Below are 20,629 nucleotides of genomic sequence, written 5' to 3' on the forward strand. Positions count from 1 at the left end.
CCAGCCACGTCACCTGTCCTGCCTAATTTCGGCCGTACACGGTGACCGGCTCCGCGCCGCGCGCCCACTATCCAACCGACACACGCCGCCCGCCGAGAACCGTACGGAACACGCTCGCGGCGGCTCCTGGAAGGAACACCCAACAGTGAAGCTTCAGCGCAAGACCGGGCTTCGCGCCACCGCGCTCGGCGCCCTCGCCGTCTCCGGCGCCCTGGTACTCACGGCGTGTGGTTCGGACGACAACACGGGCACCCCGGACGGTGGCAAGAAGACCGGCGCCGCGTCGAACATCAAGTGCGACGGCGCCAAGGGCCAGCTGCTGGCCTCCGGCTCCTCCGCGCAGAAGAACGCGATGGACCTGTGGGTCAAGAACTACATGGCCGCCTGCCCGGGCGTGGAGATCAACTACAAGTCCTCCTCCTCCGGTGAGGGCATCATCGGCTTCAACCAGGGCCGTGTCGGTTTCGCCGGCTCCGACTCCGCGCTGAAGCCGGAGGAGGTCGCCGAGTCCAAGAAGATCTGCAAGTCCGGCCAGGGCATCAACCTCCCGATGGTCGGCGGCCCGATCGCCATCGGTTACAACCTCCCCGGCGTGAAGGACCTCGTCCTGGACGCCCCCACCATCGCGAAGATCTTCAACACGAAGATCAAGAAGTGGGACGACCCGGCGATCGCCAAGCTCAACCCGGAGGCCAAGCTCCCGAGCACGCCGATCCAGGCCTTCCACCGCTCCGAGGACTCCGGCACCACCCAGAACCTCGGCAAGTACCTCGGCAAGGCCGCCAAGGCCGACTGGCCGTACGAGGCCGAGAAGAAGTGGCCCGCCCCCGGCGGCCAGGCCGCGTCCGGCTCCTCCGGCGTCGCCGCCCAGGTCAAGCAGGTCGAGGGCGCGATCGGCTACTTCGAGCTGAGCTACGCCGCCTCCCAGAGCATCCCGGCCGTCCAGATCGACACGGGCGCCGCCGCCCCGGTCGCGGCCACCTCCGAGAACGCCTCCAAGGCCATCGCCGCCGCCAAGATCAAGGGCACCGGCAAGGACCTGGCCCTCGACCTGGACTACCAGACCAAGGCCGAGGGCGCGTACCCGATCGTCCTCGTGACGTACGAGGTCGTCTGCGACACCGGCAACAAGGCCGAGACCCTCGGCACCGTCAAGTCCTTCCTGACCTACACCGCCTCCGACGAGGGCCAGAAGGTCCTGGCCGAAGCCGGTTACGCCCCCATCCCCGCCGAGATCAACGCCAAGGTCCGCGAGACCGTCAACGGCCTCTCCTGACCCGGGGGAGGACCGTACGGAGCAGTCCGTACGGGCAGGACGGACGCGCGACACCGCGCCGCGGCCGGCCCCGGAGGGAACCCCCCGGCAACAACCGGGGACACCCCTCCGGGCCGGCCCCCGGTCCGGAGCGACTCCGGACCGACCCCCCATCCGGTGCACCGCCGCCAGGGGAGCCGCACCCCGGCCTCCCCCACACAGACCGGAAAGATCATGGCTATAACCACTGACAACCACGCACCGGCTCCGCCGGACGCCAGGAGGCAGACGACGTCCACCGGCCGTGCGGGCGACAAGGTCTTCCTCGGCCTGTCCCGCGGCTCGGGCATCCTGCTCCTGGTGATCATGGCGTCGATCGCCGTGTTCCTCAGCTACCGGGCCTCGCTCGCGCTCGCCGACAACGAAGGCAACTTCTTCACCACCTTCGACTGGAACCCGGTCGGCGACCGGCCGGTCTTCGGCATCGCGGTCCTCCTCTTCGGCACGGTCGTGAGCTCGATCATCGCCATGGTGATCGCGGTCCCCATCGCCGTCGGCATCGCGCTGTTCATCTCGCACTACGCGCCCCGCAGGCTCGCCGCGCCCCTCGCGTACGTCGTCGACCTCCTGGCCGCCGTGCCGTCGATCATCTACGGCATCTGGGGCGCCCTCTTCCTCGTCCCGTACCTGGAGGGCCTGAACTCCTGGCTGGACGAGTTCTTCGGCTGGACGTACCTGTTCGACAAGACCGAGGTCGGCGTCGCCCGCTCGCTGTTCACCGTGGGCATCCTCCTCGCGATCATGATCCTGCCGATCGTGACCAGCGTCAGCCGCGAGGTCTTCCTCCAGGTGCCGCGCATGAACGAGGAGGCCGCCCTGGCCCTCGGCGCCACCCGCTGGGAGGTCATCCGCCTCTCCGTCCTGCCCTTCGGCCGCTCCGGCGTCATCTCGGCCTCGATGCTCGGCCTCGGCCGCGCGCTCGGCGAGACGATGGCCGTGGCCACCGTCCTCTCCCCGAGCTTCGTCATCTCGCTGCACCTGCTCGACCCGGGCGGCGGCACCTTCGCGCAGAACATCGCCGCGAAGTTCGACGAGGCCGACCAGCTCGGCCGCGACGCCCTGATCGCGTCCGGTCTGGTCCTCTTCGTCCTCACCCTGCTGGTCAACGGCGCGGCCCGCCTGATCATCGCGCGCCGCAAGGAGTACTCGGGGGCGAACGCCTGATGAGCAACGCAATCCAGGACGCGCCCGTCCGCACCGCGCGCCGCCCCCGCAAGGACAGCCTCAGCCACCGCAGCCTGCCGCGCTGGGCCACGGCCGCCTTCGCCGTCGCCGCCGTCACGCTGGGCGTCGGCACCGGCGCCGCCGCCGGCCTGGAGAGCCGTGTGCAGTGGGGCCTGATCTCCGCGCTGATCTTCGTGGTCATCTCGTACACCGTGACCTCCGTCGTGGAGAACCGGCGCCAGGCCAAGGACCGTCTCGCCACGAGCGTGGTGTGGGTCTGCTTCACCCTCGCCGTGATCCCGCTGCTCTCCCTCATCTGGGTCACGGTCAGCCGGGGCATCAAGGTCCTCGACGGCTACTTCCTCACCCACTCCATGGCCGGCATCCCCGGCTTCGAGGTCGGCGGCGGCGTCTACCACGCGCTGCTCGGCACGCTGGAGCAGGTCGGCCTCGCCACCGTGATCTCCGCGCCGATCGGCCTGCTGACCGCCGTCTACCTCGTCGAGTACGGCAAGGGCGCGCTGGCCAAGGCCGTGACGTTCTTCGTCGACGTCATGACCGGCATCCCCTCCATCGTCGCCGGCCTGTTCATCCTCTCGATCATGCTGATGGCGGACCTGCAGCCGTCCGGCCTGATGGGCGCGCTGGCCCTGGCGATCCTGATGATCCCGGTCGTCGTCCGCTCCACCGAGGAGATGCTCAAGCTCGTCCCGAACGAGCTGCGGGAGGCGGCCCTCGCCCTCGGCGTACCGAAGTGGCGGGTCATCCTCAAGGTTGTCATCCCCACCGCGATCGGTGGCATCACGACCGGTGTCATGCTCGCCATCGCCCGCATCGCCGGTGAGACCGCGCCGATCATGCTGCTCGTCTTCGGTACGCAGCTGATCAACACCAACCCCTTCGAAGGCGCCCAGTCCGCGCTCCCCTTCTACATCTGGGAGCAGTACAAGGTCGGCAGCGAGGCGTCGTACGACCGCGCCTGGGCCGCCGCCCTCGTCCTGATCGTCTTCGTCATGATCCTCAACCTGGTGGCCCGCGGCATCGCCCGCTGGAAGGCCCCGAAGACCGGCCGCTAAGGCCTCTGGAAGTGATTGAAATGGCCAAGCGCATCGACGTCGGCGGCCTCACCGCCTACTACGGCTCCCACAAGGCGATCGACGACATCTCCATGACCGTCGAGCCCCGCTCCGTGACGGCCTTCATCGGCCCGTCCGGATGCGGCAAGTCCACCTTCCTGCGCACCCTGAACCGCATGCACGAGGTCACCCCCGGCGGCCGCGTCGAGGGCAAGGTGCTGCTGGACGACGAGAACCTGTACGGCAAGGACGTCGACCCGGTCGCCGTGCGCCGCACGGTCGGCATGGTCTTCCAGCGCCCGAACCCCTTCCCCACGATGTCGATCTTCGACAACGTGGCCGCGGGCCTGCGGCTGAACGGCTCGTACAAGAAGAGCGAACTCGCCGACATCGTGGAGCGCTCGCTGAAGGGCGCGAACCTCTGGAACGAGGTCAAGGACCGCCTCAACAAGCCCGGCTCCGGACTCTCCGGCGGCCAGCAGCAGCGCTTGTGCATCGCCCGCGCGATCGCGGTCGAGCCGGACGTGCTGCTGATGGACGAGCCGTGCTCGGCGCTCGACCCGATCTCCACGCTCGCGATCGAGGACCTGATCTGCGAGCTGAAGGAGCGGTTCACGATCGTCATCGTGACCCACAACATGCAGCAGGCGGCCCGTGTCTCGGACCGCACCGCCTTCTTCAACCTGGCAGCCGTCGGTCAGCCCGGCAAGCTGGTCGAGATCGACGACACGGAGCGGATCTTCTCCAACCCGTCCGTCCAGGCCACCGAGGACTACATCTCCGGCCGCTTCGGCTGATCCCCCCACGCGGCACCGCCGCGTGACCCCGGAACACCTTGCGGTGCTGCATGGCGGTGCCACCGCAAGGCAAAGGGCCCGCCCCCTGTCCCAGGGGGCGGGCCCGTCCGTTCTTCACGTGGGCTCGCCTTGGCTTCGGTGGCCTGTTACGCGCCCCTTCGCCTCACTCGCCCCCGGGGAGCACCCGCACACCGGCGCCCCGCCGGCTCACACGCCTCAGCCGAACGCCAGCTGCACCACGAAGAAACTCGCCGCCGCCACCAGCGCCGCCGCGGGCATCGTGATGAACCAGCCCAGGATGATGTTCTTCGCGACGCCCCAGCGCACCGCGTTGACCCGCTTCGTCGCGCCGACGCCCATGATCGCCGACGTGATGACGTGCGTCGTCGAGATCGGCGCGTGGAACAGGAACGCCGACCCGAACATGATCGACGCGCCGGTCGTCTCCGCGGCGAACCCCTGCGGCGGGTCCAGCTCGATGATCTTGCGGCCCAGCGTCCGCATGATGCGCCAGCCGCCCGCGTACGTACCGAGCGACAGCATCACGGCACATGCGATCTTGACCCACACCGGGATCGGGTCGCCCGCCTGCCCGACGTCCGCGATCACGAGCGCCATGACGACGATGCCCATCGTCTTCTGGGCGTCCTGCAGACCGTGGCCGAGCGCCATGCCCGCCGCCGAGACGGTCTGGGCGATACGGAAGCCGCGCTTGGCCTTGTGCGGATTGGCCTTGCGGAAGATCCACATGATCCCGCACATCACCAGGTAACCGACCACCAGGCCGACCACCGGCGACACGAACATCGGGATGACGATCTTGTCGACGACGCCCGACCAGATCACGTCCGTACCGCCGGCCAGCGCCGCGCCCACCATGCCGCCGAACAGCGCGTGGGAGGAGGACGAGGGCAGACCGAAGTACCAGGTGACCAAATTCCAGACGATCGCGCCGACCAGCGCCGCGAAGAGGATGCCCATGCCCCGCGAGCCCTCGGGCGTCGCGATCAGGCCCTCACTCACGGTCTTGGCGACCCCGCTGCCCAGGAAGGCACCGGCGAGGTTCATCACCGCCGCCATCGCCAGCGCCGCGCGCGGCGTCAGCGCCCGGGTGGAGACGGAGGTGGCGATGGCGTTCGCCGAATCGTGGAAGCCGTTCGTATAGGTGAAGCCGAGCGCGACCGCGATGGTCACGACCAGAGCGAAGGTGTCCACGAAGCCTCAGGACTCCTTGACCGCGATGGTCTCCACCGTGTTGGCCACGTGCTCGAAGGCGTCGGCCGCCTCCTCCAGCACATCCACGATCTGCTTCAGCTTCAGCACCTCGATGGCGTCGTACTTGCCGTTGAAGAGGTGGGCGAGCAGCTTGCGGTGGATCTGGTCGGCCTGGTTCTCCAGCCGGTTGACCTCGATCCAGTACTCGGTGAGGTTCTCCATCGTGCGCAGGTGCGGCATCGCCTCGGCGGTCAGCTCGGCCGCCCGCGCCAGCACCTCGATCTGCTGCTCGACACCCTTCGGCAGCTCCTCGACGTTGTAGAGGACGACCAGGTCGACGGCCTCCTCCATGAAGTCCATGATGTCGTCGAGCGACGAGGCGAGGGAGTAGATGTCCTCGCGGTCGAACGGCGTGATGAAGGAGGAGTTGAGCTGGTGGAAGATCGCGTGGGTCGCGTCGTCCCCCGCGTGTTCCGCTGCCCGCATCCGCTCCGCGATCTCGGCCCGGGCGGAGGATTCCGCTCCGAGCAGTTCCATCAGGAGCTTGGAGCCCGTGACGATGTTGTCCGCGGACGCGGAGAACATGTCGTAGAAGCTCGTCTCCCTGGGGGTCAGACGAAAGCGCACGTGGGGTCCTCGGGGTGCATGGGTTTCGGTCAGGCTGATGCTAGGCGCATCATCCGGCCACGGCTAACCGGCGTCATTCAGTGTCGCCCATCAGGCACAGTGAACAGAACCGGCCCCCGCCACCTTCGCGCGAGGATCGGTACCCTATACCCACGTGGGGTATGGGCACCCTTTGCGGACAACGGGAGGACGCGATGACGACCACCGAGGCGGCCGGCCTTCCGGTCGGGGAGCAGTACGAGCAGGACGGGCAGGACGAGCAGCACGGCACGGTCCACGGCGCCGGCCACGGCGTGCACGGCTACCACAAGCAGAAGGACGAGCACCTCAAGCGGCTGCGCCGCATCGAGGGCCAGATCCGTGGCCTGCAGCGCATGGTCGACGAGGACGTCTACTGCATCGACATACTCACCCAGGTCTCCGCGTCCACCAAGGCCCTCCAGTCCTTCGCGCTCCAGCTGCTGGAGGAGCACCTGCGCCACTGCGTCGCCGACGCGGCGGTCAAGGGGGGCGACGAGATCGACGCGAAGGTCGAGGAGGCCACGAAGGCCATCGCGCGCATGATGCGCACCTGAGGGGCCTCAGGGGGAGCGGGGCGCGGCGGGCGTGACCTTCAGCACCTCGTCGATCAGGTCGGCGCTGAGCCGCTCCCCGTCCGTGGCGGACGCCGCGATCATCAACTCCCCGCAGAGCTCGATCTCGGCGAGGGCCACGTGGTCCTGGACTGTCGTAGAAGGGGGCGGGGCCACGCGCATCACCTCTTCCTGCCGGTCCTGCCGGTTCCGCCGGGGGTCGGCCGTCCGGCGTCTCTTAGCGTAGGGAGCGGACCACACACCGCGCATGGCACGTCCGGACCATTCTTCCGGCCCATGCACACCATGCCGCCCGGACCATGCCGCCCACCGCGAGGCCTACGCCCTGACCTTGCCCGCGTAGATGTCCCGGTGGGGCGGCAGCTGTACGACGACGGGCACGCCGAACCCGTACAGCAGCGTCGTCGAGGCGACCGCGACCGTCCGCCCCTGGTTGGTGAAGCTGAACTGGTGCCGCACCTTGCGCAGCCGCCCCTCGCGGTCGAGGTACACGTCGAACGGCACAGCGTCCTGGGCGAACCCTTTCGCCGCCGCCGCGAGCGCACCTCTGACCTGCGGGGACGCCTCCCGCGCCGCCCGTGCCAGGTCGGTGACGCCGCGGAAGTGCGTGACCGGCACCCCGGCCAGCTCCTCCTCGCCGACGTAGCTCACCCGCCGGGCGCCCCGCAGCAGCTCGGCCGCGGCGGCCGGGTCGGTCGCCCCGCCCGTGACGAGGTTGCCGTCGGCGAGGGCCGTCGTGTCGACCCGCACCCACTTGTCGGCGGGGACACCGGCTCCCCGGTTCTTCATGTACAGCGCGCCGGGCGCGAGGAGCTCGGTGATCGGACGGTGCCCGCTGGTCCCGGCGGCGTCCTTCGGCAGCACCACCTTCAGCCGGCCCTGCCACCGGGCGAAGTCGTACGCCCCCTCGCCGCGGATCGTCACGCGCGTCCCGCCGGTCGCCATCTCCATCGACGTACGCGCCTTGGACGTGCCCGCCCGCGCCAGCGCGTCGGGAGCCTCCCGCACGGCGGCGGCGGCCGCGGCCGCGTCCACACCGGGGCTCGCGTCGGCGGGGCCGGAGCACCCGCTGACCGTCGCGGCCACCACGCCGACCGCGACGAGGGCGGCCGCGCCGCTCCCGCTCCCGCGGCGCCGCTGTCGTTGCTGCACCACCATCGCCTGCAACCCCCAACGCCTAGACGCTGCTGCCTGCCTGCTTACCTGTTGCCTGCTTGCCTGCTCTTCGCCTGCGCCGGCACGAGATCCCCGCCCTCGACCCGGGTTTCGGGAGCCCGGGGGTACCCCATCCGCATAACGACCACCCCGGCTCCTCGTCACGCCGGTACCGTGGAGGGGTGCTTGCGCCCGACTCGCCGCCCACCGTCACCGGCGGCCACGAAGCCACCACGGTCGAACGCGGTTCCTTCTGCCTGGCCCGCTGCAGCTGCGGATGGTCGGGCCCCGCGAGACGCTCACGGGACCGGGCCCGTACGGACGCGGCGGCCCACCTGACCGCACCGCACCCCGGCGCCGGCTGAGCACCGGCCTCGACCGGCGCAAGACGGGCGGCCGCAGGCGCAGGCCTGGGCTTCGGGTTGCTCAGGCCAGGTCCGGCTCGGGTTTCTCAGGTCGGGCTCAGGCCCCGCCGCGTGGCCGGAAACCGCTCCTGACCCGCCGCGCCCCGGCGTATCCCGGTGCGTCGCGGCCCACCTGACGGCGCGGCAGGAGCCGCGGAGCCGCGGTCACGGCAGGACCGGAAGGGGTTCTAGGCCGCGAGGTCGTTGTCGTCGCCTTCGAGGCGCTGCTCGGGCAGGTCCAGTGGCTCGTGCCGGTCGGCCCACGCGGGCGCCCTGCGCGACCGTACGAGCCGGCCGGCGCGCCGGGAGCGGGCCACCGCGGAGACGACCGGCGTCAGCAGCGCGAGGGCGACGGGGGCGAGGAGCAGGGCGACGGCCGTGCCGAGGGCGAACCCGCCGACCACGTCCGTGGGGTAGTGCACGCCCATGTAGACACGGCAGAAGCCCTCGGCCAGCGCGAGTCCGATGGCCGCGAGACCGAACCAGCGGTGGGCGAGGAAGAGCGCCACGCCGATGCCCATGGCCATGGTGGCGTGGTCGCTCACGAACGAGAAGTCCGTCTTGCCGTCGACCAGGACCTCCAGGCCCTGGTGGTCGAGGAAGGGCCGGGGTCTCTCCACGAACCCCCGGATGGGGATGTTGACGAGCAGGGCGATCCCGGCGGCGAGTGGCGCCCAGACCAGCCCGGCGACCGCCGCGACGGAGTCCTCCAGGGTGCCGCGCCGGCGGACGCTCCACCAGCACCAGAGCACGACAAGGACCATCGCGAGCATGATTCCGTACTCGCCCACGAACTCCATGACCCGGTCGAGCCACGTCGGGGCGTCCTTGGCCAGCCCGTTGATGTCGTAGAGCAGGCTGACATCGGGGTTCGAACCGTCCGATGCGAGTCCAGCCATCTGCTGCGGCCCCTTGCCTTGTCACTGTGTCAGTCCAGGGAACGACACGAGGGAAGCGTACGTTCCACTCTCCACCGAACGATCACGATGACGTTACCGAAGAGAGATACGTCGCCGCAGCTCAGGCCCCTCCGGCCGCCCTGTTGGGCAGCGCTTTCGCGCCATCCTCGGTGACGCGGGTGGCGCCGAAGTAGTCAGGGGTGTCGATCTTGTCGAAGCGGATCACGGCCCCGGTGTACGGCGCGTTGATCATGTACCCGCCGCCGACGTAGAGACCCACGTGCCGGATGGCCCGCGAGTTGGTCAGGTCGTCCGAGAAGAACACCAGATCACCGGGCAGCAGTTCGTCCCGCGAGGGGTGCGGCCCGGCGTTGTACTGGTCGTTCGCCACGCGCGGCAGGTCGATCCCCACCGTCCGGTACGCGGCCTGGGTCAGCCCGGAGCAGTCGAACCGTCCCTGCTGCTCGGGCGTGCCGTTGCCACCCCACAGATAGGGCGTCCCCAGCTTCTTCTGCGCGAAGTAGATCGCCCCGGCCGCCTGCCGCGACGGCTCCACCCGCCCGACGGGCCGGGCGAAGCTCTTCTCCAGGGACCGGATGATCCGGACGTAGTTCTGCGTCTCGCTGATGCGGGGCACGCCGCCGGCCTTTATCACCCGGTACGCGCCCGCGTTGTAGGCGGCGAGCATGTTGTTCGTCCGGTCGCCCGGCACGTTCCTCACGTAACCGGCCAACTCGCAGTCGTACGAGGCGGCTGACGGAATGGCATCCGCCGGGTCCCACACGTCGCGGTCGCCGTCCTTGTCCCCGTCGATGCCGTGCGTGGCCCAGGTGCCGGGGATGAACTGCGCGATGCCCATGGCCTTGGCGTGGCTGGTCACCTTCGGGTTCCAGCCGCTCTCCTGGTACAGCTGCGCGGCGAGCAGCGCGGGGTTGATGGCGGGGCACAGGTTGCCCCACTTCTGCACGAGCCCCTGGTACGCCGCCGGCACGGCCCCCTTGGCGAGCCCGACGGCACCGTTGACCCCGGCCCCCGCACCGCCGAGGAGCCCGGCCGCGGCGGAGTACGTCCCGACGACGAGCAGCGCGATGAAGCCCATGCACAGCCCGACGGCTCCCCCGGCGACGAGCCACCCCTTACGCACCGTCAACCACCCCTCACGACATGGCCGTCCACCGTGCGCCAGTGTAGGTGGCGGACCACGCCTTCAGGAGGTTGACGGCGAGGACGGGCCGGATGTCGGGGGACCGGCCGGCCGCCCCCTGCACCCTGGCCGGCCCCGCCACCACCGGCCGGACCCCTACGCGGCCGGCCGCTTCAGGACCTCGACGAGGCTCGACGCGCTGTCCGCGCCGTGCCCGGCCGCCTCGCCGCGCCGGAAGATGTCGAGGACGGCGGCCGGGAGGGCCCCGTCGACGCCCGCGTCCAGGGCGGTGTGCAGGACGTGCTCGGCGCTCGCCGCCCCCATGGCGAGCCGGTCGACGTCACCGGCGTGGTCACCGGCGTCGATGCGGGGCGAGTAGAACTCGAGGAACTGGGTGAGGTCCAGGGCCCCGGTGGCGAGCGGCAGGATGTCGGCGGCCGTCAGGCCGTGGGCGCCGGCCATGGCGACCGCCTGCCAGTAACCGGTCAGGGCGGTCCAGAACATGACCATGTTCAGCTGGTACAGCAGCGCGGCCAGGCCGGGGTCCTCGCCCCGGTGGTCCGCGCCGGTCAGGACCTCCAGGGTGGCGCGGTGGGCGTCGAAGACCTCCCGCGGGCCGCTGTAGAGGGTGGTCGACGCGGGGCTGCCGATCCCCGACGGGGGCGTCAGCACGCCGCCGGTGAGCTGCGTGGCACCGCGCTCGGCGGCCCAGGCGGCCGCGTCCCGTGCCTTGGCGGGCGTGTCGGAGGTGAGGTTGACCAGGACGCGGCCGGCCAGGACACCGGGGTCGGCGGCACCGAGGACCGCGTACAGGGCGTCGTAGTCGGTCAGGCTCAGCACCACCAGCTCGTTGGCGGCGAGGGCCTCGGCCACGGACGCGGCGCGAACGGCCCCGCGCGCGACGAGGTCGTCGGCGCGGGAGGCGGTCCGGTTCCACACGGTGACGTCGTGGCCGTGGTCGAGGAAGGCGGCGGCCATGGCCCGGCCCATCGGGCCGAGTCCGATGACGGTGACGGAGGTCTTGCTCAGGCTGCTCGTGTTGCTCACGTTGCTCACAGGTATCCCCTCGCGAAGCGCTAGAACGAACGCTCTATCAAGAGCACGGGCAGGACCGTAACACGCACTGGAACGAACGCTCTACTCACTTCCTGGGTACGATCGCCCCATGCAGACCCCGACCCCCGCCGACCTCCCCCGCTCCGGCACCCCCGCCGCCGGCCCGGCCGGCACCCGCGAACGGATCGTCGTCGCAGCGGCCCGCCTCATCCAGCGCCAGGGATACGTCGGGACCGGCATCAAACAGATCGCCCAGGAGGCACAGGCCACCCTCGGCTCCGTTTACCACTTCTTCCCCGGCGGCAAGGAAGCCGTCGCCGTCGCCGCCCTCACCCACAGCGGCGAGGAGTTCGCCGCACTGCTGCGCGACGCCCTGGCCGCCGAGGACGACCCCGCCGCGGCGGTCGACGCCTGCGCCCGCCTGCTGGCCGACGCCCTGCGCGCATCCGGCTGGGTGGACGGCTGCCCGGTCACCGCCGCCGCCCTGGAGACCATCGGCGACGCCGACTCCGGAATCCAGCGGACCTGTGCCGCCGTCCTGCGCGGCTGGCAGGACATCGTCGCCGACAAGCTGCTCGCGGCCGGCCTTCCGGCCGCCGACGCCCGGGAGCTCGCCGTGACGGTCATCAACACCCTCGAAGGCGCCGAGGTCACCGCCCAGATCAACCGCGACACCGAACCTCTGCTGGTAGCGGGCCGTCACCTGGCGCGCCTCGTCGCGGCGTACGCCGGCTGACGACCGCCCCCGCCCCCGCCACTTCCGCGCGCACCCGGGCCCCCGGCGCACCCGCGCACCGCCACGACTGCCCCAAGAGTGCAACAACGACAGTCATTGCCCGGAGTCACCCTCCGTGATACACAGAGTCACCGTACGCGTACTCGTACGGACCTGGTCCACCGCTCGGCGCAGGTCACGGCGGCCGGGTCGGTCAAACGTGCGGGGATCGGGTAAAGAGACCAGCCAAGTCGGCATACGTGGACGGTTTCATCAGCGAAGATAGTGCGATGACCCGTGCCGAGGGGCAGGGGCGTCGAACTACCCAACAGGGGCGGTGAGTTACATGTACCTGGCGGCTGAAAAAGGCGACATCACCACCATCATCGGCGGAATCGCCCCGAACTGGGGGCCTTTCGGCAGCCTCGGGAACGAGGCCCGCGTGATGATCGAAGTGGTGATGGCCGTGGCCATCCTGCTGTGCCTGGGCATCGCGATCTGGGGCGCGGCGAAGCAGCGCATCGGCGCGACGGCCCTCCGCGACACGTTCAGCGCCGAACAGGGCAAGGGCTTGATCGTGGCGGGCCTGACCGGGGTCTTCATCATCGGATCACTGGGCACGCTGTTCACCATCGTGTACGGAATGGCCGTCTGACCCTCCGCCAGCTGCCCGCCCGGGCCCGCCCGGGAACCCGGCTTCCCCGAGGTTGCGTCACCTGATGTCAAGTCACCACACAGCACAGCGAAAGGTTGAGGGGGCGTACCCGTCATGAGCCTCGGCGACGAGAACGACGGCGGCCAGACCCGCACCCGCCTGCCCGAGGGCGGCACCGGCGACGTCTACGGCGGCGCCCGCCGCCCGGCGCGCAACTCGCGTTCGCTGATCACCGTGGTGGGTGTGGTGGTGCTGCTGATCGCCGCCATCGCGTTCGCGAACCGGAGCGGTGACGGCGACGGGGACACCGGGGACACCACGAAGGGCCCGGGCGCCGCGGCCCCCACGGCCGCGACGGGCGTCCGCCCGGTGTCGGGCCGCAACGGCACGGTCCCGACGGGGTACGCCCACGACGAACAGGGGGCACAGAGCGCGGCGGCGAACTATGTCGTGGCCCTGGGCTCGGATGGCATGTACAGCACCGAGCAGCGTCACGCCATCGTCCAGGCCGTCTTCGCACCCGACGTGGCAGCGGAACGCCAGGACGACCTCGACAAGGTGCACTCGGACGCGAAGTTCCTCACCGGCATCGGCCTGAACGAGGACGGCACAGCTCCGGCAGGGATGACGTTCGTCTCCCGCTTCACCCCCGTGGGGTCGAAGGTGGAGAAGTTCAGCGGTGACACCGCCACCATCTCCGTCTGGTACTCGGCGCTCTTCGGGCTGGCCGGCGAAGGGTCCAAGAACCCGGTGTCGGAGAGCTGGTTCACGAACACCTTCGAACTCAAGTGGGTCAACGAGGACTGGAAGGTCACCGACTTCACGCAGAAGGACGGCCCCGTTCCCGTCGGCCGTGATCAGACAGCATCCAGCGCCGAGGAGATGTCCGGTGCTGTCCGACAGTTCGGAGGGTTCACGTATGCCCGGTAAGCGCCCGCGTCGTGCCCTCTCGATCGCTGCGGCGGTCGCAGCCCTGCAAACGACCGCCGTATTCCTGGCGGCCCGCGCCGCTGCGGCACCGACGCCCACACCGACACCCAGCACCAGCAACGACCCGTGCGACCTCATCCGAGGCCCCGCCCGCGAGTACTGCGACAACGGCAAGCCGGGCGCCGGTGGCCGCTCCGCGCCCACCGACCCCGCCTCCGCCCTCGACCCCCTCGCCTCCCTCGCCCGCGGCTGCGCCGACGCCGCCTCCTGGATCGTCACCAAACTCAGCGAGGCCGTGAAGAACACCGCCGAGGTGGACTTCACCAACCCCACCTTCCTCAAGCAGTACGCCGTCGTCTTCGCCGCCTCCACCGTCCTCACCCTCGTCCTGTGGCTGCTGGCCGTCGCCAAGCGCGCCATCCGCGGCGTCCCCCTCGCCACCGCGCTCTCCGAGGCGATCGGGTTCCTCTGGCTGACGGTCCTCGCCTCCGCCTTCACGCCGCTCATCCTCTACACGGTCGTCTCCGCGACCGACGGCGTCACCGAGGTCATCGCCGGCGGCACCGGCGGCCAGACCGACGTGTTCTTCGGGTCCTTCTCCGAGGCCCTCAAGAAGGGCGACGACATCGGCGGCGGCCCGATCATGCTGATCGTCGTGTCCCTGGTGTCGATCCTCGCCGCCGGCATCCTCTGGCTCGAGCTCGTCCTCCGCGCCGCCCTCCTGTACGTCGGAGCCCTCCTCGGCACGGTCGTGTACGCCGGGCTCGTCGACAAGAACATGTGGGGGCACGTACGCCGCTGGGCCGGAATCATGATCGCCGTGATCCTGGTCAAGCCGGTCATCGTGATCGTCCTCGGCCTCGCCGGCGCCCTCTCCTCCGACGACGGCCCCAACGCCTTCTCCGCGGTCGTCTCCGGCCTCGCCATCATCCTGCTCGCCATCTTCGCCTCCGCGATGATCTACCGCTTCGTGCCCGGCTTCGGCGACGAGATCGCCTCCGCCCGTTCGAACCGCAAGCAGGCCACCGACGGCGCCCAGGCCGCCGCGGTCATCTCCTCCCCCGCCGCCCTCGTATCCCAGGGCATCAAGACGCACAGCAGCCGCAGCCACCAGCGCGGCGGCGGCGAGCAGCCCCAGCCCGCGGCCGTCAGCGGGGGCATGGCCGCCCACAGCTCCCGTACCGCGTCCGCCGCGCCCGGCGGCGGCGGAGCCGTCCCCACCGCCGCGCCCCCACCCCCCGCGCCCCGCAGCCCCGGTAGCAGCAGTCCGACCACGAACACCCCGCACAGCCACCGCAACACCTCAGGCACAGGCACAGGAAGTTCAGGAGGTGGAGGGCGTTGACGACCCAGTCCCCAGCGATCGCGCCCCGCCGCACGTACCTCATCGGCAGGGCCCGGCCCAACGCCATCATCGGCAAGAACCGCGAGACCGGCGAGATCGCGCTGATCATCGCCGGTGCGTTCCTCGGCATGATGAGCGGACTCCTCGTCCCCGTCCTGTCCCTGCGGATCGTGCTGCTCATGGGCTTCCCGATGCTCGCGCTCGCCGCGGTGTACGTCCCGTACAAGAACCGCACCTTCTACAAGTGGTTCGAGATCAACCGCAGCTACAAGCGCATCCTCCGCCAGGGCACCACGTACCGCTCCCGCGCCATGGAAGCCGGCACGCGGCTCGACGGACGCGAGGTCGAGGTCGGCCCGCCGCCCGGCATCGGCCGCATCAACTGGCTCTCCGCCCCCTTCGGCCCCGACGAGATCGCCGTCCTCCTCCACGCCGACCGCCGCACCGTCACCGCCGCCATCGAGATCGAGGGCCCCGGCGTCGGCCTGCGCGACAGCGAGGACCAGGAAGCACTGGTGGACCGTTTCGGCACGCTGCTCAAGCACGTCGCCAACGGCGACGGCTTCGTCACCCGCCTGCAAATGCTGGCCCGTACGCTCCCCGCGGACCCCGACGCCCACGCCAAGGACGTCGCCCAGCGCGGCGACCCCACCGCGCCCCGCTGGCTCCAGGACTCGTACGACCAGCTCCAGTCCATGGTCTCCACCTCCAGCGAGCAGCACCGCGCGTACCTCGTCGCCTGCATGCACTACACCCGCGAACTGGCCGCCGAGGCCCACACCATGGCCCGCGCCGCCCGCCAGGCGTCCGGCACCCGCGGCAAGCTCGACAAGGACGCCGGCCTCGCCGTCGTCATGGCCCGCGAGCTCACCGACATCTGCGCCCGCCTCGCCGAGGCCGACATCCGCGTCCGCCAGCCCCTCGGCCAGTCCCGCCTCGCCTCCCTCGTGCACTCCATGTACGACCCGGACCACCCCATCGACCACATCCAGGCGATGACGAAGCGCAACGCCTGGCCCGCCGAGCTCGACGCCGTCGAACCGACGTACCTCCAGGCCAAGACCCGCGAGTCGGCCACCCGCGCGCCCTGGTGCCACGCCACCGCCTGGGTCAAGGAGTGGCCGATGACCCCCGTCGGCGTGAACTTCCTCGCCCCGCTCCTGGTCCACACCCCCGACGTGATCCGCACCGTCGCCGTCTGCATGGACCTGGAACCGACCGAGGTCGCCATCGAGCGCATGCTCACGGAGAAGACGAACGACGAGGCCGAGGCCAGCCGCGCCGCCAAGATGAACCGCACCATCGACCCGCGCGACATCGCCGCCCACGGCCGGCTCGACCAGCGGGGTGAAGATCTCGCCAGCGGGGCGGCAGGGGTGAACCTCGTCGGGTACATCACTGTGTCGTCTCGTACGCCCGAAGCCCTGGCCAGGGACAAGCGGACGATCAGGGCCTCGGCCGGCAAGTCGTATCTGAAGCTGGAGTGGTGCGACCGCGAACACCACCGGGCCTTTGTGAACACCTTGCCGTTCGCGACCGGCATCCGCCGATAGGGGCCCTGATCCAGATGCGTGATCCGCTGTCAGCCCTCACCGAGGCCTTCACCTCCTTCCTCTTCGGGAAGGTGGAGACGACCCGCCTCCCCGTCCGCACCTCGACGGGCCAGGCCCAGGCCGTCTACCTGCCGACCGCCGCCCCCGGCCTCGGTGACTCCGGCGTGATCATCGGCCGCGAGGTGTACAGCGGCAAGGGCTACATCTACGACCCCTTCCAGCTGTACGGCCAGCAGCTCCCGGCCCCCCACTGGCTCGTCCTGGGCGAATCCGGCAACGGCAAGTCGGCGCTGGAGAAGACGTACGTGCTGCGCCAGCTCCGCTTCCGCGACCGGCAGGTCGTCGTCCTCGACGCCCAGGGCGAGGACGGCGTCGGCGAGTGGAACCTGATCGCGCAGGAGCTGGGAATAACCCCCATCCGGCTCGACCCGATGGCCGCCCTGGACGACGGCATCCGCCTCAACCCCCTCGACCCCTCGATCACCACCACGGGACAGCTCGCCCTGCTCCGCACGATCATCGAGGTCGCGATGGGGCACGGACTGGACGAGCGGTCCGGCTTCGCGCTGAAGGTCGCCCACGCGTACGTCAACGAGACCATCACCGACCGGCAGCCCGTGCTGTCCGACATCGTCGAGCAGCTGCGTCACCCCGAGCCCGAGTCGGCAGCGGCGATGAACGTCGCCACCGACGACGTACGCGCCTGGGGTCTGGACGTCGCCCTCGTCCTGGACCGGCTGGTCGACGGTGACCTGCGCGGCATGTTCGACGGACCGACCACCGTCGGGATCGACCTCGACGCACCCCTGATCGTCTTCGACCTCTCCCACATCGACCGCAACTCCATCGCGATGCCCATCCTGATGGCGATCGTCGGCGTGTGGCTGGAGCACACCTGGATCCGGCCGGACCGCAAGAAGCGCATCTTCCTGGTGGAGGAGGCGTGGCACATCATCAACAGCCCGTTCGTGGCCCAGCTGTTCCAGCGGCTGCTGAAGTTCGGCCGACGCCTCGGCCTGTCCTTCGTCGCCGTCGTGCACCACTTGAGCGACGTCGTCGACGGGGCGGCGGCACGCGAGGCGGCCGCGATCCTCAAGATGGCGTCCACCCGCACCATCTACGCCCAGAAGGCCGACGAGGCCCGGGCCACCGGCCGGGTCCTCGGCCTGCCCCGCTGGGCGGTGGAGATCATCCCGACCCTCACCCCCGGCATCGCCGTGTGGGACGTCAACGGCAATGTGCAGGTCGTCAAACACCTCGTCACCGAGGCCGAGCGCCCCCTGGTCTACACGGACCGCGCGATGACCGAATCCTCGGTGCCGGACGACATCCAGGCCGCCGAATGGGAGGCGGAGCAGCGCGCGGCCCTCATCGAGCGGCAGATGAACGAGTCCTCGCAGTCCACGGTGGCGTGACATGGAACGGGAACGCGGAGCGGAACGGGGGGGCATCCCCGACGGCCTGCTGGTGGGACTGCTGGGGTTCCTGCTCGGTGTGACCATCCTCGTGTGGACGGCCACCGGCCTCGCGGGCCTGCTCGCGCACGGCGCGTGGCCGGACGGCGTGACGTTCGGCGGCACGCCGTCCGCGATGCGCGGCCTCGTCTCCCAGCCGCACGACCTCGTGGCCGCCTGGCCCGCGACCCCGCCGGCACAGCTCTCCGGCTACGGCCTGTTCTGGGGCCTGTTCATCGGCGAACTGATGGTGCTGGTGGTCCTCGCGGTGTTCGTCCTCGGCACCCTCGCCCGCTGGCGCGCCGTGCGCACGGCCCGACGGCACGGCAGGACGTACGGGTACGAGGACCGCGGTACGGGTCCGGCGGAGGAACCGGTGCCGCCGCGGCCGTCCGCGTACGACTCCGGTCGCACCGACGCGCCCCGCCGCACGCCCGCTGGTCCACCTCCGCGCTCCTCACGCCCCCACACGCCGCCCACCGCGCCCGCGGCCGCCCAGGGCCCGGCCACCGCCCTCGCGGACGGCACCGGCACCGGCGCGGACGCCCCGCCCGCGGAGACCGCGGAGCCCATGGCGACCGCGCAGACCGCGAAAGCCGTGGAGACCGCAAAGGCCATGGCGGCCGTTGGAGCGGCCGCCCGCGTCCCCGCTCCCCGGACCGCCGGCGTCGTCCTCTACGGCGCCGACCCCGCCGCCCGCCGGCCCACCGCCCTCCAGGCCGTCCTGGACGCCGCCGGCCCGGCTCTCGTCCTCACCTCCGACCCCACCGTGTGGGCCGACACCAAGGACGCCCGGGCCAAGCTGGGACCCGTTCTGGTCTACGATCCGGGCCACCTGTGCGACACCCCCGCGCGCCTCCACTGGTCGCCCACCGCCGGGTGCGAGGACACCGGCACCGCCGCCACCCGCGCCGCCGCGCTCCTGGCACCCGTACGGCCCCCGGCCCGCATCGACGCGGCGGTCGCGGACACCGCCGACACGCTCATGCGGTGCTGGCTGCACGCCGCGGCCGTGGACGGGCGCCCCTTCAAACAGGTCCACCGCTGGGCGCAGAACCAGGGCAGCCACGAACCCGTACGCATCCTCCGCACCCACCCCAAGGCGACCAACAGCCACGCCGGTCTCCTGGAATCGGCACTCACCGCCTACCCGGAACGCCGGGAGATCGCCCAGGAGTTGACCGTCCGGGCGCTGTCGTCCCTCTCGTCCGTCCACATCCGCGAGGCCTGCACACCGAATCGAACTGATTCGCTGACCTTGGAATCATTCATCCATGAAGGGGGCACGCTTTACGTAGTGGGGGAAGCCATCGAGGACCCCCGCACCCGCCCGGGCGCGATGCCGCTGCTCACCGCGCTCGCCTCGTACGTGGTCGAGCACGGCCGCCGCATGGCCGCACGGTCATCCGACGGTCGGCTCGACCCACCAATGACGCTCGTCCTCGACGACGTCGCGGCCGTGGCGCCCCTGCCGCTGCTGCCCGAGCTGCTGGCGTCCGGTCAGGACGCCGGCATGCCGACGCTCGCCCTGCTCCGCTCCGCCGAGCAGGGCCGCGCCCGCTGGCCGGACCGACCCCTCACCCCGCTCACCGGGTGACGGGCCGACGCACCTCGTACTCCAGCTCCAGCGCCCCGCCGTGGCCGTCCTTCTCGGGCATGTGCGCCCCCGTCGGCACGAAGCCGAGCTTCCGGTAGAAGGCCCGTGCCCGCGTGTTCTCCTCGTGCACATGGAGCCGTACGCGCTGGACGGGTTCGCCCTCCAGCGACCACGACCACTCCAGGGCCGCCCGGAACAACGCGTCCGCCAGACCGGCGCCCCGCGCCGCAGGCCGTACGTACACCCCGACCACCTGTGTCTGCTGGACCGCCGGCACATCGCCGAACAGGCTCTCCACACCGCGGTGTTCCACGAGCACGGTGGCTGTGCCGTCCCATGTCCCGTCCGGGGCCTCGGCGACGAACTGCCGGATGCTGTCGTTGCCCTCCGCCGCTCCGGCGGTCCGCTCCTGCCAGTGTTCGTCGGGCCGGGCGGCAGCCGCTTCGTAGGTGTCGAGGAAGGCCAAGTGTGCGATGGGGTCCCGCAGGGCGGCGAGCCGGATGTCGCGGGCCTTGCGCCACTCGTCGGACCGCAGGGGACGTATCAGGTGCTCCATCCCCTGATCCTGACGGCGCCGGCCGCGTCCCGGCAACGGGTTTGCAGCCGGGCCCGGAACGCGGAAAAGCCCCGCACCATAACGGTGCGGGGCTTCCCCACAATAATTGTTCGGCGGCGTCCTACTCTCCCACAGGGTCCCCCCTGCAGTACCATCGGCGCTGAAAGGCTTAGCTTCCGGGTTCGGAATGTAACCGGGCGTTTCCCTAACGCTATGACCACCGAAACACTATGAAGATATCGAACTACAACCAGCCGGAGCGGGAGTTCGTTACTTCAGAACTAACACAGTGGACGCGAGCAACTGAGGACAAGCCCTCGGCCTATTAGTACCGGTCAACTCCACCCATTACTGGGCTTCCATATCCGGCCTATCAACC

At 70.5% G+C, this 20,629-nt stretch carries 21 protein-coding genes and 2 rRNA genes; 13 read left to right on the forward strand and 10 right to left on the reverse strand.

Annotation, left to right across the window (positions count from 1 at the left end; genetic code table 11):
• Positions 1-145: 145 nt before the first annotated feature.
• The 4 genes from pstS to pstB all read left to right on the forward strand — a co-directional run bounded on the left by pstS (position 146) and on the right by pstB (position 4,352).
• Entirely contained in the window at positions 146-1,276 is a 1,131-nt protein-coding gene (gene pstS, locus ACIA79_RS06965) for a phosphate ABC transporter substrate-binding protein PstS (RefSeq protein ID WP_399427103.1), read from the forward strand.
• A gap of 213 nt (positions 1,277-1,489) precedes the next feature.
• On the forward strand, positions 1,490-2,479 hold the full coding sequence (gene pstC, locus ACIA79_RS06970; RefSeq protein WP_399427104.1) for a phosphate ABC transporter permease subunit PstC: 990 nt from the start codon (positions 1,490-1,492) through the stop codon (positions 2,477-2,479).
• Positions 2,479-3,555 carry a phosphate ABC transporter permease PstA gene (gene pstA, locus ACIA79_RS06975; RefSeq protein WP_399427105.1) on the forward strand — a complete coding sequence of 359 codons (1,077 nt, stop codon included), beginning with the start codon at positions 2,479-2,481 and terminating at the stop codon, positions 3,553-3,555. The genes pstC and pstA overlap by 1 nt, the downstream gene beginning before the upstream one ends.
• Positions 3,556-3,575: 20 nt before the next feature.
• On the forward strand, positions 3,576-4,352 hold the full coding sequence (gene pstB / locus ACIA79_RS06980) for a phosphate ABC transporter ATP-binding protein PstB (RefSeq protein WP_399427106.1): 777 nt from the start codon (positions 3,576-3,578) through the stop codon (positions 4,350-4,352).
• A 216-nt stretch (positions 4,353-4,568) separates the two neighbouring features.
• Here pstB and ACIA79_RS06985 read toward each other — a convergent pair whose 3' ends face one another.
• Entirely contained in the window at positions 4,569-5,567 is a 999-nt protein-coding gene (locus tag ACIA79_RS06985; RefSeq protein WP_399427107.1) for an anion permease, read from the reverse strand.
• 6 nt (positions 5,568-5,573) lie between these two features.
• Positions 5,574-6,194, reverse strand: a complete 621-nt coding sequence (locus ACIA79_RS06990) for a DUF47 domain-containing protein (protein ID WP_031073426.1) — start codon at positions 6,192-6,194, stop codon at positions 5,574-5,576.
• 194 nt (positions 6,195-6,388) lie between these two features.
• Here ACIA79_RS06990 and ACIA79_RS06995 point away from each other — a divergent pair, with 194 nt between their 5' ends.
• Entirely contained in the window at positions 6,389-6,769 is a 381-nt protein-coding gene (locus tag ACIA79_RS06995; RefSeq protein ID WP_399427108.1) for a metal-sensitive transcriptional regulator, read from the forward strand.
• 6 nt (positions 6,770-6,775) lie between these two features.
• Here the strand turns inward: ACIA79_RS06995 and ACIA79_RS07000 are convergent, their stop codons facing one another.
• Positions 6,776-6,949: a hypothetical protein gene (locus ACIA79_RS07000; protein WP_199819752.1), complete on the reverse strand. Its 174-nt coding sequence runs from the start codon at positions 6,947-6,949 to the stop codon at positions 6,776-6,778.
• A gap of 156 nt (positions 6,950-7,105) precedes the next feature.
• The gene (locus ACIA79_RS07005) at positions 7,106-7,945 is read right to left on the reverse strand and encodes a hypothetical protein (RefSeq protein WP_399427109.1); all 840 of its coding nucleotides are present in this window, start codon (positions 7,943-7,945) and stop codon (positions 7,106-7,108) included.
• Positions 7,946-8,124: 179 nt separating this feature from the next.
• On the opposite strand from ACIA79_RS07005, the gene ACIA79_RS07010 reads away from it, so the two are divergent.
• Positions 8,125-8,307, forward strand: coding sequence for a hypothetical protein (locus tag ACIA79_RS07010; RefSeq protein WP_399427110.1), 183 nt, complete (start codon positions 8,125-8,127; stop codon positions 8,305-8,307).
• Between the two features lie 227 nt (positions 8,308-8,534).
• Here ACIA79_RS07010 and ACIA79_RS07015 read toward each other — a convergent pair whose 3' ends face one another.
• The 3 genes from ACIA79_RS07015 to ACIA79_RS07025 form a co-directional block, all read right to left on the reverse strand.
• Positions 8,535-9,245, reverse strand: coding sequence for a phosphatase PAP2 family protein (locus ACIA79_RS07015; protein ID WP_399427111.1), 711 nt, complete (start codon positions 9,243-9,245; stop codon positions 8,535-8,537).
• A gap of 121 nt (positions 9,246-9,366) precedes the next feature.
• Entirely contained in the window at positions 9,367-10,344 is a 978-nt protein-coding gene (locus tag ACIA79_RS07020) for an NlpC/P60 family protein (protein WP_399427139.1), read from the reverse strand.
• Positions 10,345-10,545: 201 nt separating this feature from the next.
• Complete coding sequence (locus ACIA79_RS07025; protein WP_399427112.1) at positions 10,546-11,445, reverse strand: NAD(P)-dependent oxidoreductase; 900 nt, start codon at positions 11,443-11,445, stop codon at positions 10,546-10,548.
• A 109-nt stretch (positions 11,446-11,554) separates the two neighbouring features.
• On the opposite strand from ACIA79_RS07025, the gene ACIA79_RS07030 reads away from it, so the two are divergent.
• The 7 genes from ACIA79_RS07030 (at position 11,555) to ACIA79_RS07060 (ending at position 19,694) form a co-directional block, all read left to right on the forward strand.
• Positions 11,555-12,181, forward strand: coding sequence for a TetR/AcrR family transcriptional regulator (locus ACIA79_RS07030; protein WP_399427113.1), 627 nt, complete (start codon positions 11,555-11,557; stop codon positions 12,179-12,181).
• 325 nt (positions 12,182-12,506) lie between these two features.
• Positions 12,507-12,815, forward strand: a complete 309-nt coding sequence (locus tag ACIA79_RS07035) for a hypothetical protein (protein WP_017945892.1) — start codon at positions 12,507-12,509, stop codon at positions 12,813-12,815.
• A 114-nt stretch (positions 12,816-12,929) separates the two neighbouring features.
• The gene (locus ACIA79_RS07040; protein WP_399427114.1) at positions 12,930-13,745 is read left to right on the forward strand and encodes a hypothetical protein; all 816 of its coding nucleotides are present in this window, start codon (positions 12,930-12,932) and stop codon (positions 13,743-13,745) included.
• Positions 13,735-15,090, forward strand: coding sequence for a hypothetical protein (locus ACIA79_RS07045; protein WP_399427115.1), 1,356 nt, complete (start codon positions 13,735-13,737; stop codon positions 15,088-15,090). The genes ACIA79_RS07040 and ACIA79_RS07045 overlap by 11 nt, the downstream gene beginning before the upstream one ends.
• A complete protein-coding gene (locus ACIA79_RS07050; protein ID WP_399427116.1) occupies positions 15,087-16,643 on the forward strand; it encodes an SCO6880 family protein in 1,557 nt (518 codons plus the stop codon). Before ACIA79_RS07045 ends, ACIA79_RS07050 begins: the two co-directional genes overlap by 4 nt.
• 14 nt (positions 16,644-16,657) lie before the next feature.
• On the forward strand, positions 16,658-18,058 hold the full coding sequence (locus ACIA79_RS07055) for an ATP-binding protein (RefSeq protein ID WP_031073446.1): 1,401 nt from the start codon (positions 16,658-16,660) through the stop codon (positions 18,056-18,058).
• 1 nt (position 18,059) lies between these two features.
• On the forward strand, positions 18,060-19,694 hold the full coding sequence (locus ACIA79_RS07060) for a type VI secretion protein (RefSeq protein WP_399427117.1): 1,635 nt from the start codon (positions 18,060-18,062) through the stop codon (positions 19,692-19,694).
• Here the strand turns inward: ACIA79_RS07060 and ACIA79_RS07065 are convergent.
• The 3 genes from ACIA79_RS07065 to ACIA79_RS07075 all read right to left on the reverse strand — a co-directional run.
• Positions 19,684-20,250: a GNAT family N-acetyltransferase gene (locus ACIA79_RS07065; RefSeq protein ID WP_399427118.1), complete on the reverse strand. Its 567-nt coding sequence runs from the start codon at positions 20,248-20,250 to the stop codon at positions 19,684-19,686. The two genes, ACIA79_RS07060 and ACIA79_RS07065, sit on opposite strands and share 11 nt — an antisense overlap.
• Positions 20,251-20,358: 108 nt before the next feature.
• Positions 20,359-20,475, reverse strand: a 5S ribosomal RNA gene (gene rrf, locus ACIA79_RS07070).
• 80 nt (positions 20,476-20,555) lie between these two features.
• Positions 20,556-20,629 (reverse strand): 23S ribosomal RNA (locus ACIA79_RS07075); the annotation flags it as partial.

It is taken from the genome of Streptomyces sp. NPDC051310 (assembly GCF_044455245.1).
GTDB lineage: Bacteria > Actinomycetota > Actinomycetes > Streptomycetales > Streptomycetaceae > Streptomyces.